Origin of the sequence: Selenomonas bovis DSM 23594, assembly GCF_000381005.1 — a bacterium.
GTDB lineage: Bacteria > Bacillota > Negativicutes > Selenomonadales > Selenomonadaceae > Selenomonas_C > Selenomonas_C bovis.
The window spans coordinates 17,964-29,991 of sequence record NZ_KB908385.1; the positions used below are offsets into that span (position 1 = coordinate 17,964).

A 12,028-nucleotide genomic window follows, 5' to 3' on the forward strand; every position below is an offset into this window, starting at 1 on the left:
AGTAAATGTCCTTGGCAAACTATAATTTTCATGGCATATCATAGTGACAAAGGAGGTTTTCCCATGAAGGTTTTACTCTTGAACGGCAGCCGCCGCGAAAAAGGCTGCACATATACGGCGCTTTCCATCGTCGCCGAGGCGCTTGGAAAACACGGCATCGATACGGAGATCATCCACGCGCTCCCCACGGATGATGCCGTGAGCGAGGTCGCGGAGAAGCTCAAGACGGCGGACGGCGTCGTCTTCGGCTCGCCCGTCTACTGGGCCTCGCCGTCCGGCGAGATGCTCTATTTCCTCGACCGCCTCGCCGGCAAGGCAGGCGCGCTGCTCGCGCACAAGGCGGGCGCCTGCGTGACATCAGCACGCCGCGCGGGCACGACGGCTACGCTCGACGTGCTCAATAAATACGTCGCCTACCATCAGATGGTCGGCGTGAACGCAAACTACTGGCCGATGGTGCACGGCAGCACCCCCGACGATGTGCGCCGCGACGAAGAAGGCGTCCAGATCATGCGCACGCTCGGCGAGAACATGGCCTGGGTGCTCCAGTGCCTCGAGGCTGGGAAGAAGGCCGGCATCGAGCCGCCCGCTGCCGAAAAGAAGGTCTTCACGAATTTCATTCGCTGAAAGCAGCGGCAGCAGACGGCTGCCACGAAACGGTCGGCGATAGGAACGGCTGATTCATAGCGATTCCTATGGAAATGAAAGCAAAACAAGCAGCGGAGCTGCGGCACATCATCTTTGCCGCAGCCCCGCTGCCTTTCGTATGGTTATAAGGGTGCCGCCCAAGCAGCACCGCAGAAAGGATGATCCTATGCAGGAAGAGAAACTCTGGACACCGGAATTCATCGGCATGAGCGGCAGCAATCTGCTGCTTTTCATGTCGCAATATATCATGGTCGCCGCGCTCCCCATCTTCATCATGGAGACGCTCGGCGGCGGCGAGGTCGAGGCTGGCATGGCGATGACCGCGTTCCAAGCGGGCGCCGTCACCTGCCGCCCGCTCGCGGGCAAGCTCATCGATGCCGTGCAGAAACAGCGCCTCCTGCTGCTCGCGTCACTCGCTTTCCTGCTCATCATGCTCGCATTCTGTTTCGCGCACGCGCTCGGCGCCATCTACGCTTTGCGCCTGCTGCACGGCTGCATCTTCGCGCTCGCGACGACGGCGGCCGCGGCGATGGCTGCCCTCGTGCTGCCGCCCGCGCGCAAGGGCGAGGGCATCGGCTATTTCGCGCTCTCGACGAATCTCGCGATGGTCGCGGGTCCGCTCGTCGGCCTGCTCATCATCGACCACCTCGGCAGCCGCGCGCTCTTCCTCTTCCTCACGGGGCTCGCGGCGCTCACACTGCTCGCGGCGGGCGCGCGCCGTCTGCCGCGCGCGGTCACAGCGCCCGCGCCTCAGCGGAAGCGTGGCTTCTCGCTGACGGATTTCATCGAGCCGCGCTCCCTCGCGCCCTCGCTGCTCGGCGGCCTCGTCTTCTTCGCCTACGGCGGCATCCTCACGTTCATCCCGCTCTACGCGAAGGGCCTCGGCCTGCAGCAGGAGACGAGCCTCTTCTTCGTCGTATTCGCCCTCATCATCATCCTCACACGTCCCCTCATCGGCCGCCGCTTCGACCAGAAGGGGCCGGACGCCACCGTCTATCCGGGCTTCGCCGTCTTCGCGCTCGGCATGCTGCTCTTCAGCCAGGTGAGCGGGCTCGCCCTCCTGCTCGCCGCGGCCGCGCTGCTCGGCTGCGGCTTCGGCGCGCTCTCGCCCGCGTTCCAGACACTCGCTGTGGAGAGCGCGCCGCCCGCGCGCGCCGGCGTGGCAACGGCGACTTATTTCTGGTCGCTCGACATCAGCGTCGGCCTCGCGGCCCTGCTGCTCGGCGGCGTCGCCGCCCGGTTCGGCTACGCGTTCATGTACGGCACGGTCTGCACGCTCGTCATCCTTCTGACCGCCGCCTGCTACTGGCTTTGGCAGCGACATCGCCACCCAAAAGCATCCGCCCGGTAATGCCATCGGAACAACAAAAAGGAGTCCTGCACAAGCGCAAGACTCCTTTTTCCGTTCCCTACGGGGATAGCACTAATGACATAACAGAAGAGCCGCCTCCTGGAGGTTTCCCATGGGGAATCCTGCCAAGAGGCGGCTCTTTCTGCCAGACATCCCAAGGCGTCTCTCTCCCGCGAGAACTTGCCCGCCCTTCTCTGGCTATGCGCTTACACTTTGAACCGCTCGACCTGCGCCTTGAGCTTGTCGGCGCCCTCCTGCGAGGCGTGAACCTTCGCGAGGATAGCATTCGCCTTTTCCGCGACCTGCGTGACTTTCTCGGCGACGGTCGTGTTGCCTGTCGCCTCTTCCTGCGTCGCCTTGGCGATCTCGCCCATGGCGTTGTTCATTGTCGCGACGTCGTCTGCGAGCTCCTGCGACGAGGCGTTGCTCTTGCGCGCGAAATCGCGCAGGTAGTCGGCATCATCGCGGTACTGGTCCGCGGTCTTGTTGATGAGCTCGTAGTCCTTGCTCACGTTCTGTTCCATGAACTGCAGGAGGCCGAACGCGCCCTGGGAGAGATCCTGCACCGAGCCGGTCACGCGGCCCGTGAGCGACTGGATCTTCTCCGCCGTCTGCTGGCTCTGCTCAGCGAGCTTGCGCACCTCTTCGGCAACAACGGAGAAGCCGCGGCCCGCCTCGCCCGCGCGCGCCGCCTCGATGGCTGCGTTGAGCGCGAGCAGGTTCGTCTGCTCGGCGATCTCCGTGATGTCGTTCGTGAGCGCCTCGATGTGGTCGACGACCTTCGCCGCCTCAATGGCCTGCTCGACTGACGATTTCGTGGAGTTATAAACGCCCTGGGCGCTCGCCTGTGCCGCGTCCATCTTCTTCTTGAGCTCGTTCGCGCGCGCGGCGACCTCGTTCGTGTAGCTCTCGCTCTTCTTCGCGTCCTCCGCCGAGGCGAGGATGCTCTGGCTCACGGTGTCGGAGAGGTGCTGGAGGTTCGAGGTCGAGGCCGCCGTCTCCTCCATGCCTGCCGCCATCTCCTCCGTCGCGGCGGACATATCCTGCGCGCCGTCGTTGAGCTCGCCGACGAGGCCCTGGACCTCCTCGACCATCGCGGCGCTCCGCTCCGCCTCCGTGCGCACATCATGCAGGAAGGAGCGCAGGGACCGCTGCATCTTGTCGAGCGCGGCGATCATCGTGCCGATCTCGTCGCGGCGCTCCGCGAGCTCCTGCGACACCTCGCGCGTGAGGTCGCCGTCCGCCACAGCGTCCAACAAATCGACCGATTCGCCAAGCGGCCCGGCGATGCCGCGCGCGATCACCCGCGCTACGACCACGCCGATGACGAGGCCTGCGAGAAGGATTGCGAGGAAAATCTTGATTGTGCGGTCATAGACGACATTGCTCGCCTCGAAGAGCTGCTTGCCCTGCTGTACGTTATCCGGCGTAAGCTCAGAGAGACCCGCGTTGATGGCTTTCGCCTTTTCAAGGTTCTGCAGCAGCTTTGCCTTGTCCTCCGGAGATGTGCCGAGTCCCTCCGACGCCTGGATGCCCGCGAGGAACGCGTCGCTGCTCTCCGCGATGCCCTCAAGCGCTTTCTGCGCGCGCTCGCTGCGGTCAATGTCCTTGATCTTATCCATATCCGCTTGGATGGCTTTCGTCTTTCCCGTCATGTCATCCAGGAGGATTTTCCGATTCTCCTGCGGATACGTCGCAAGCAAGAGATAGTTGATATCGCTCTCGATATATCTCATCTGCGTCGTCGCATCATTGAGATACTGCGTCGTCATGAGATTGTAGTGATACATATCATCAACCGCCTGTTTCGACTGATGATTGGAGAAAATGCCGACCGCGGCCACGATGCAGGTGATGACGAGCATGATAGCGGCGAGCAGCAGAACCTTGATCCTGACACTGAGATTCTTCAACAGACACACCTCCTGCTCACTTCACGAACTGGGCGACATTCGCCTTCGTGATCTCGATGAACGGCACCTTTTCGTCATCCGTCACCTGGCCGCCCTGCAACATCTTCTGCAAGAGGTCTACGATGACGACTGCCGACGCATCCGCATCCTGCTTGATGGTCTGCGTCATTTCACCGGCAGCGACAGACTTCACCGCATCGTCGCTCGCATCGACACCTGAAATGAGGATATCGCTGCGATAGCGGCCCGCCCCCTTCATTGCAGCGAGTCCGCCAAGCGCCATGTCGTCATTGCCTGCAATGATCGCGTCAATCTGTGGGAAAACACTGAGCCAGAGCGTCATGTCTTTCATGGCCTCCGTCTTGCTCCAGGCGGCATCCGTAGAGGCGAGCAGCTCGATATCCGGGCGCTTGTCAAGGCAAGCCTCCTTGAAGCCCTCCCAGCGCTCATGTGCCGCCACCAACGTGGTGTCGCCAAAGAAATAGACGATCTTCGCGCCCTGCTTGAGGTGCTTCGCCATATACTCGCCCTGCAGGCGCCCCGCCTGCCGCTCGTCTGAGTGCACCTGCGCCGTCTTGCCGCCCGCGATGTCGCGGTTCGTCACGAGCACGGGGATGCCCGCCTTGTTCGCCTTCTCGACTGACGGTGTCAGCGCCGCCGCATCGTTCGGCAACAGGATGATGGCCGCCGGCTTCTTTGCGATGACCTCATTCATCCGGTCGATCTGGGCACTGGTATCCTGGTTGCCTTCATAAAAGTCGATCGTAAGACCGCTCTTTTCTCCCGCGGCCCTGACCGCCTCGTAGAGCACGCTCGTAAAGCCCGTCTGCTTGTCATGCGCAACATAAGCAATCGTTTTCCCATCATTGCCACCGCTGCCGCCGCAACCTGCTGCAGCGAGCGCCAAAACACCCGCGCACACGAGCAGGAAAACTGTCTTCCATTTTTTCATGCCAACAACTCCCTCAATTCCATACACTTCATATAATCGCCCCATCACAAACCGCGACTCCCCAACAGCCTGCGGCTCTCCACGGGACATTTCTTTCTTCTTTAGTATTATTCGCTCGAACTTCCCAAAATCCTTCAAACGAAAATAAAAAACGCTGCCTGCATTATCTCCTGCATTAAGGAAACACTGATTCATTCAGTACCCTGTCTTCACGCGCATACAGCACATCCGCGCAAATCCAGGGCACTTCATTGAATCAGCGCTTCCTAAAATCTTTTCATTGATGATTTTTCCAAAATTATATTTGACAAAATCTATTTTATCAAATATAATAAAGCCATACGATATGAAGTAGCCAAAGAAAGTCGGCCGCGTCGAAAAGGACAATTTCTACTGCCGCGGCCAGTTCAAGCTGCTGCACAGAGGACGCCCCAATACGGCAGACATCGAGGACGCCTACGCGTTCGCCAAACGAATCCTACTGAGATAACCGCGCAAAAGGCGCTGGACAGGAGAAATGATGTATGCTATGAAGAAACCAATCCTCCAGAAAGACGTCATCATCATCGGTGCCGAGGAGTACATCATCCATTTCAGCGCAGGCGCCTTCAGCCAGCCGGAGAACTGAGACAGCGTCTCCCAGTGCTTCCTTAAGGAGAGCAATACGAGTATATAGGAGGAAAAATCATGAGCATTTTTAACATCGCCAAAGGAACAGAATTCGAGGATCTCGCACGGAACATGATGCAGGCCGAGGCCAACGGCACGATGATGTACTACGCGCTGGCGCGTCTCGCGAAGGAACAGGGCTACGATGACATCGCGCCCATCTTCATCGAGGCTGCGAACCAGGAGGCCGTGCATGCCGGCTTCTACGCAACGCTGATCGGCAAATACCCTCAGAACTTCTGGAGCCTCGTGCGCGCCCTCGAGAAGGCTGAAACTTGCGGTGAGGCGAAGATCCAGGCCATCGCGGACAAGATGCGCGCAGCCGGTCTTTCGGAGGCAGCCGATGAGATGGAAGTCTTCGCGCGCCAGGAGGGACATCACGGCGTCATGATGCGGGAGATTCTCGACAAATATCCGCAGTTCTCAGAGCCCGCCAAGGCGAAGAAAACCTACATCTGCCCCGTCTGCGGCTATGAGCACGAGGGGGACATCAACGAGGAGCCGGACGACTACGTCTGCCCCATCTGCGGCCAGCCCAAGAGCGTTTTCAAAGAAAAGAAATAAGGAAACATAAGGAGGTACTCTCATGAGCATCTATGATTTCATCGTCAAGACGAACAAGGGCGAGGAAAAATCCCTCGCTGACTACCGCGGCCAGGTTCTCGTCATCGTGAACACCGCCAGCAAGTGCGGGTTCACGCCGCAGTTCAAGGAACTGCAGAAGCTCTACCTGAAGTACAAGGACAAGGGACTCGAGATCCTCGGCTTCCCCTGCAACCAGTTCGCCGGGCAGGAGCCGGGCAGCAACGCGCAGGTGCAGGAATTCTGCCGCCTGAACTACGGCGTCACCTTCCAGATTTTCGCCAAGGGCGATGTGCGCGGCGAGAACGCGCAGCCGCTCTTCCAGTACCTCACAGAGCAGCAGGGCTTCCAGGGCTTCGATCCCGCGCATCCCTATACGGAGATGCTCACGAAAGCCCTCAAGGAGAACTTCCCCTCCTACCTCGAAGGTGACTCCATCAAATGGAACTTCACGAAGTTCCTCGTAGACCGCGAGGGCAACGTCGTCGCGCGCTTCGAACCTACGACGGCGATGTCCGAGGTAGAGGCAGGCGTCGCGGCCTGCCTGAAGACCGCGCCTTAAGGAACCGCTTCCTACCGTGATAACACAGGGCCGGTGCCATGCTCTTCGTGCGTGGCACCGGCCCTGTGTTATGCTTCTTTCAGCGAAGCCCCTCGAGAATCTTATAGAGCTCTGCCTTCATCGCCGTAACCTCCTCCGGCGTGAGAACGACGCCGGACTCCGCCAGGTGGCAGCCCATCTCCTCAGGGACGCTTGCGGCCTTTTGCTTGAGCTTCTGCCCCTTCTCCGTGAGGATGGCGAGGACGACGCGCTCATCCTCCGTGCTGCGGCGGCGCTCGATATAGCCGAACTGCTCGAGCTTCTTGAGCACCGGCGTGAGCGTGCCGGAGTCGAGGTAGAGGCGCTGCCCGAGATCGTGGACGGAGACGGTCTTCTTTTCCCAGATGACCATCATCGTCACATATTGCGTATACGTCAGGCCGACCTCCTTGAGGAAGGGATGATAGGCCGCGACAATCTTGCGCGCGCAGGCGTAGATGGGAAAGCAAAGCTGCTTATCCAGCAGCAGCAGGTCTTCTTTTTCTTTTGCCATAGAGGATTCCTTTCCAGCGCATCAGCGGAAAGTACTGATACGGATTCTTATTTTTATTCTATACTGCTTTTATTTTAGCAAAATAAGGAACGTCCGTAAAGATAATTTCTGAAAATTATATTGTATAAAACTATCTTTGTATACTGACCGCCCAAAACAAAGACGCCGCACAGTCATGTTGACTGCGCGGCGTGCGATAAGGAAGTGAAACAAAACCTCAGGCACTCGCCGTGTCCCTGCGGAAATAATCCTCGACGAGGCGATCCCAGCCGCTCTCGCAGATGGTCTGTTCTCCGCATTCGTCCTGATAGAGTGAAAGGGCGATATTCATGAGGGAGTCGGCGATATAGGCGTCCTCCGCCATGCCGAAAGCTCCGTAGCTCTCAGCGAGCGCTGCGACCTGCGAGGCGAGGCGCTCGCTCGGCAGTGCATCGAGAATCTCGTACATTGCGCGCGCGTACTCCGCTGTCTCCCGCTTGTACGCCTCCGGCGTCCTCGCCGCCGCCTCGATGAGCTGGCGCGTCCTGCTCAGCGCGATGATCCGCACGCGCTCAGCGCGCATTTCCTCTCCCTGCATGATGTTTCCTCCCTGCGTTTTCCGTTTGAGGACTATTATATGGCAGGCAGAGAAAAATTGCAAAGATTATTCTGTATACATGTAAAGGGCTGCCGATGCACGGCAGCCCTTTGACATTATCTGGATGATATTTGCTGTTTTCTACCTATTTAATATAGGAGCCTTTCTCAAACGGCGTAGAAGTTGACGAGCTTTGCGTCGAAGATGCCGTCGAGCGCCTTGATGGAGGCGAGGACTTTCTCGGGGATGTCGTCGTCGATTGTGAGCACCATGAGATTCGTCTCCTGATCCTTCGTGCCGCCGACCTGCATACCGGAGATGTTGATATGGGAATTGCCCATGATGGAGCCAATCGTGCCGATGACGCCCGGGCGGTTGATGTGCGGCATGACGAGGATGCGCGCGTGCGGGTCGACGTCGACGCGGAAGTCGTTGATGGTCACGATGCGTCCCTCATCGCCGAAGAGCGTGCCCGCGACGGCGACTTCCGTATCGCCGGACTTCGCCGTGACGGTGATGAGATTGGCGAAGCTGCCCGCGTCCTTTTCCTTTTTCTCGGAGACTTTGATGCCGCGCTCCTTCGCGAGGCTCGGCGCGTTGACGTAGTTGACCTCGCCCTCCATGACGGGGTTGAGCATGCCCTTGATGGCGGCCGTCGTGACGAGGTTCGTATTGACCTCCGTGATGTCGCCTTGGTATTTGACCTCGACGCTGTCGACGGGGCCTGCGGCGAGCGAGGTGACCGTGCAGCCAAGACGCTCCGCGAGGTTGAGGTACGGCGAGATGACCTTCATGACCTCCGGCGAGACCGGCGCCATGTTGACGGCCGTCGCGACCGGCTCGCCGTGGAGCGCCGCGAGGATGCCCTTCGCGACGTCGACGGAGACGCCGATCTGCGCCTCGACCGTCGAGGCGCCGAGATGCGGCGTGAGCACAATGCCCGGTACGCCGACAAGCGGATGATCCTTCGTGACCGGCTCCTTCGTGTAGACGTCGATGGCCGCGCCCGCGACGATGCCCTGCTTCACGGCCTCCGCGAGATCCTCCTCGACGATGATGCCGCCGCGCGCGCAGTTCACGAGGCGCACGCCCTTTTTCATCTTCTTCATCTGCTCCATGCCGATCATGCCCTTCGTATCCGGCGTGAGCGGCATGTGCACCGTGATGAAGTCGGCGTTTTCGATGACCTCGTCAAACGTCGCGACCTTGACACCGAGCGCCTGCGCGCGCTCCTCGTTGATGTAGGGATCGTAGGCGAGCACGTTCATCTCGAACGCGAGCGCGCGCTTCGCGACGCCCGAGCCGATGCGGCCCATGCCGATGACGCCGAGCGTCTTGCCGCGCAGCTCGACGCCGACATATTTCTTGCGGTTCCACTCGCCCTTCTGCATCGTCTCGTTCGCGATGGGGATGTTGCGGGACATCGCGAGCATCATGGCCATCGTGTGCTCCGTCGCCGCGATTGTATTGCCGCCCGGAGAGTTGATGACGATGATGCCGCGCGCCGTCGCGGCGGGGATATCGATGTTGTCGACGCCGACACCGGCGCGGCCGATGATCTTGAGGTTCGTCGCGCGGTCAATGACCTCCTTCGTCACCTTGGAGGCAGAGCGCACCATGATGGCATCGAACTGCGGGATGATTTCGAGCAGCTCCTCGGCGGGGAGCTTGTCCTTGACGACCACCTCGAACTCCTTCTGCAGGAGCTCGATGCCTTTCGGGGAAATACCATCAGCTGCTAAAACCTTCATTGTCAAATCTCTCCTTTGGTGGACATTGCGGGAGGCGCCGCGCGGCGTCTTATCAAAAAAAGCCCCGCCCCATTGGGGCGAAGCTTCGCTTCACGGTACCACCCAGTTTACATGCAACAATGCAACTCATCTCCGCTGTAACGGGCGGTCCCGTCCGGCTCCTCGCCGACCGCTTCAAGGCGGAACGATCTGGTCGCGCCATCGGCTCGCACCTGCCGCCGACTCTCTTGAGACGTTTCCAGACGTTTCCTCTGCATCGCGCTTTTGCTGTGTATCTTGAATACATTTATTATATGTCATCCGTTTTGAGCCGTCAAGTGTGCGCATGAAAAAAACATCTTTTGTCTGAATGCTTGCTTTTCCCATTCTTTCGCGCTAGAATAGAACAAACTGACAGCCGGAGATTCCACCGTGTCTCCGCTCCATCTCTATTCATACTGAGGAGGTTTTTCCCTTGGAAGCAAATCGTATCTACAACTTCAACCCGGGGCCTGCGACGCTGCCCCTGCCCGTGCTCAAAGAGGCGCAGGCGGAGTTCCTCAATTTCCGCGGCAGCGGCATGTCCATCCTCGAGATCAGCCACCGTGCGAAGGAGTATGCCGCCATGCAGGCGGAGGCCAAGGCTGACATCAAGGAACTCATGGGGCTCGGCGATGACTACGAGGTCCTCTTCATGACGGGCGGTGCGAGCACGCAGTTCGCCTTTCTCCCGCTGAACTTCGCTTCCAAGGAGCATCCGGGCAGCTACGTCCTCTCCGGCAGCTTTGCCGAAAAGGCTTACAAGGAGGCCGAGCATCTCGGCGTCGGCGAGATCGTCGCCTCGAGCAAGGAGGGCGGCTACCGCCACATCCCGACGCAGGACGAGCTCAAAATCGATGAGAACGCCGCCTACGTCCACCTCTGCTACAACAACACCATCTACGGCACGGAGTACCACTACATCCCGGACACGAAGGGCGTGCCCCTCTTCGCTGACATGTCGAGCGACATGCTCTCGCGTCCCATCGACTTCTCGAAATTCGATTTCATCTATGCCGGCGTGCAGAAGAACCTCGGCCCCGCGGGCGTGACGCTCGTCGTCGCGAAGAAATCCTTCCTCGAGAAGAGCCCGGAAAAGCTGCCGACGATGTTCAAGTACGAGACCTTCTTCAAGAAGGATTCCCTCTACAACACACCGCCGGCCTTCAACATCTACATGGTCGGCAAGGTCGCTGCCTGGATCAAGTCCGAGGGCGGTCTCGCGGAGATGGCGAAGCGCAACAAGAAAAAGGCCGACCGCCTCTATGGCGTCATCGATGCCTCGAACGGTTTCTATCGCGGCCATGCGGAAAAAGAAAGCCGTTCGTTTATGAACGTAACATTCAGGCTGCCGAGTGAAGAGCTTGAAAAAACGTTTGTGGCCGAGGCGCTCGCGCAGGGTCTCGGCGGCGTCAAGGGCCACCGCAGCGTCGGCGGCATGCGCGCCTCCATCTACAATGCGATGACCTATGAGGGCGTCGACCAGCTCGCATCCTTCATGGAAGATTTCCAGAAAACGCACGCCTGATGGTCATAAAACGACTATTTTCCTAAAAATAGAAAGCAGTCCAGAACAAGGAAAGAGTTTCTCCACAGAGACCGCTCTTTCCTTGTTTATTTGCGCCTTTTTTTGTATAATAATGTTAGTTATATGCAGGAAAGGGTGATTATATCATGCATATAAGACAGACAAAATTACTCGATATCGTCAACCGCAAACAGAAGGTTTCTGTGACGGATCTCGCGGAAGCGCTGAATGTCTCAGAGGTCACAATCCGCAAAGACCTCACCGCCTTGGAGCAGAAGGGGCTGCTTCATCGGGAGCATGGATACGCTGTCATGAGTGTTTCAAACAAAGCCTTGCATCAACTGTCTTTCAATTATGAACGAAAACGACGGATTGCGGTTCGTGCGGCAGAGTCCGTCAAAAATGGTGAGACTGTCATGCTGAGTTCTGGTGCCTGCTGCACTTTACTGGCCGAAGAGCTCGCAATCCATAAGAACGATGTGACCATCATCACGAACTCCGCGTTCCTAGCTGATTTTATCCGCAAATACCCGAAGACACATGTCATCCTGCTCGGCGGCGACTACCAGAATGATGCGCAGGTGCTCGTCGGGCCGCTCGTCAGGGCATGCGCCTCCCAGTTCAGTGCCGACAAGATTTTCGTCAGCTCGGATGGCTTCGGTGAGCAGGGCTCCATGTCTGCGGACCTCATGCGGGCGGAGGCCATCCGCGCCATGGCGGAAAGCGCCGACAAGATCATCCTGCTTGCCGAGGCAGCCACGCTCGAGCGCAAGAGTCTCGTGCAGGAGTTCCCACTCGATAAGATAGACTGCATTTATACGGATGAACGGCCGCACTGCAGCACGCTCAAGCAACTCGAGCAGCATGGGGTACAGATTGAGATGGCCCCCGCGTCCCCAAGGACTCACACGGAGTCATAACACTAGCAAAAGCAAGACATCATCA

At 58.8% G+C, this 12,028-nt stretch carries 11 protein-coding genes; 6 read left to right on the forward strand and 5 right to left on the reverse strand.

The window, feature by feature from the left end; all coding sequences use genetic code 11:
* Positions 1 to 63 precede the first annotated feature (63 nt).
* A complete protein-coding gene (locus F599_RS0104955; protein ID WP_019542419.1) occupies positions 64 to 627 on the forward strand; it encodes a flavodoxin family protein in 564 nt (187 codons plus the stop codon).
* Positions 628 to 814: 187 nt separating this feature from the next.
* The gene (locus tag F599_RS0104960; RefSeq protein ID WP_019542420.1) at positions 815 to 1,999 is read left to right on the forward strand and encodes an MFS transporter; all 1,185 of its coding nucleotides are present in this window, start codon (positions 815 to 817) and stop codon (positions 1,997 to 1,999) included.
* 206 nt (positions 2,000 to 2,205) lie between these two features.
* On the opposite strand, the gene F599_RS0104965 is transcribed toward F599_RS0104960, so the two are convergent.
* Both F599_RS0104965 and F599_RS0104970 read right to left on the reverse strand, forming a co-directional pair.
* The gene (locus F599_RS0104965; RefSeq protein ID WP_019542421.1) at positions 2,206 to 3,912 is read right to left on the reverse strand and encodes a methyl-accepting chemotaxis protein; all 1,707 of its coding nucleotides are present in this window, start codon (positions 3,910 to 3,912) and stop codon (positions 2,206 to 2,208) included.
* Positions 3,913 to 3,928: 16 nt separating this feature from the next.
* On the reverse strand, positions 3,929 to 4,864 hold the full coding sequence (locus F599_RS0104970) for a sugar ABC transporter substrate-binding protein (RefSeq protein WP_019542422.1): 936 nt from the start codon (positions 4,862 to 4,864) through the stop codon (positions 3,929 to 3,931).
* A 687-nt stretch (positions 4,865 to 5,551) separates the two neighbouring features.
* Here F599_RS0104970 and F599_RS0104980 point away from each other — a divergent pair.
* Together F599_RS0104980 and F599_RS0104985 are read left to right on the forward strand one after the other, a co-directional pair.
* Positions 5,552 to 6,097 (forward strand): ferritin family protein, encoded by a 546-nt coding sequence (locus F599_RS0104980; RefSeq protein WP_019542424.1) that lies wholly within the window; start codon positions 5,552 to 5,554, stop codon positions 6,095 to 6,097.
* 22 nt (positions 6,098 to 6,119) lie between these two features.
* The gene (locus F599_RS0104985; protein ID WP_019542425.1) at positions 6,120 to 6,677 is read left to right on the forward strand and encodes a glutathione peroxidase; all 558 of its coding nucleotides are present in this window, start codon (positions 6,120 to 6,122) and stop codon (positions 6,675 to 6,677) included.
* 79 nt (positions 6,678 to 6,756) lie between these two features.
* On the opposite strand, the gene F599_RS0104990 is transcribed toward F599_RS0104985, so the two are convergent.
* The 3 genes from F599_RS0104990 to serA form a co-directional block, all read right to left on the reverse strand.
* On the reverse strand, positions 6,757 to 7,209 hold the full coding sequence (locus tag F599_RS0104990; RefSeq protein WP_019542426.1) for a MarR family winged helix-turn-helix transcriptional regulator: 453 nt from the start codon (positions 7,207 to 7,209) through the stop codon (positions 6,757 to 6,759).
* 217 nt (positions 7,210 to 7,426) lie between these two features.
* Positions 7,427 to 7,786, reverse strand: a complete 360-nt coding sequence (locus tag F599_RS0104995; RefSeq protein WP_019542427.1) for a hypothetical protein — start codon at positions 7,784 to 7,786, stop codon at positions 7,427 to 7,429.
* Between the two features lie 167 nt (positions 7,787 to 7,953).
* Positions 7,954 to 9,537: a phosphoglycerate dehydrogenase gene (gene serA / locus F599_RS0105000; RefSeq protein WP_019542428.1), complete on the reverse strand. Its 1,584-nt coding sequence runs from the start codon at positions 9,535 to 9,537 to the stop codon at positions 7,954 to 7,956.
* A gap of 454 nt (positions 9,538 to 9,991) precedes the next feature.
* Here serA and serC point away from each other — a divergent pair, with 454 nt between their 5' ends.
* Both serC and F599_RS0105010 read left to right on the forward strand, forming a co-directional pair.
* The gene (gene serC, locus F599_RS0105005) at positions 9,992 to 11,083 is read left to right on the forward strand and encodes a 3-phosphoserine/phosphohydroxythreonine transaminase (RefSeq protein WP_019542429.1); all 1,092 of its coding nucleotides are present in this window, start codon (positions 9,992 to 9,994) and stop codon (positions 11,081 to 11,083) included.
* A 146-nt stretch (positions 11,084 to 11,229) separates the two neighbouring features.
* Positions 11,230 to 12,003: a DeoR/GlpR family DNA-binding transcription regulator gene (locus F599_RS0105010; protein WP_019542430.1), complete on the forward strand. Its 774-nt coding sequence runs from the start codon at positions 11,230 to 11,232 to the stop codon at positions 12,001 to 12,003.
* Positions 12,004 to 12,028 lie beyond the last annotated feature (25 nt).

Bases quoted from the DNA above. Each gene is read 5' to 3' on its own strand.
- F599_RS0105010 (WP_019542430.1), top strand. From the start codon at position 11,230: ATGCATATAAGACAGACAAAATTACTCGATATCGTCAACCGCAAACAG.
- F599_RS0104995 (WP_019542427.1), bottom strand. From the start codon at position 7,786: ATGCAGGGAGAGGAAATGCGCGCTGAGCGCGTGCGGATCATCGCGCTG.
- F599_RS0104955 (WP_019542419.1), top strand. From the start codon at position 64: ATGAAGGTTTTACTCTTGAACGGCAGCCGCCGCGAAAAAGGCTGCACA.
- F599_RS0104970 (WP_019542422.1), bottom strand. From the start codon at position 4,864: ATGAAAAAATGGAAGACAGTTTTCCTGCTCGTGTGCGCGGGTGTTTTG.
- F599_RS0104960 (WP_019542420.1), top strand. From the start codon at position 815: ATGCAGGAAGAGAAACTCTGGACACCGGAATTCATCGGCATGAGCGGC.
- F599_RS0104990 (WP_019542426.1), bottom strand. From the start codon at position 7,209: ATGGCAAAAGAAAAAGAAGACCTGCTGCTGCTGGATAAGCAGCTTTGC.
- F599_RS0104980 (WP_019542424.1), top strand. From the start codon at position 5,552: ATGAGCATTTTTAACATCGCCAAAGGAACAGAATTCGAGGATCTCGCA.
- F599_RS0104985 (WP_019542425.1), top strand. From the start codon at position 6,120: ATGAGCATCTATGATTTCATCGTCAAGACGAACAAGGGCGAGGAAAAA.
- serA (WP_019542428.1), bottom strand. From the start codon at position 9,537: ATGAAGGTTTTAGCAGCTGATGGTATTTCCCCGAAAGGCATCGAGCTC.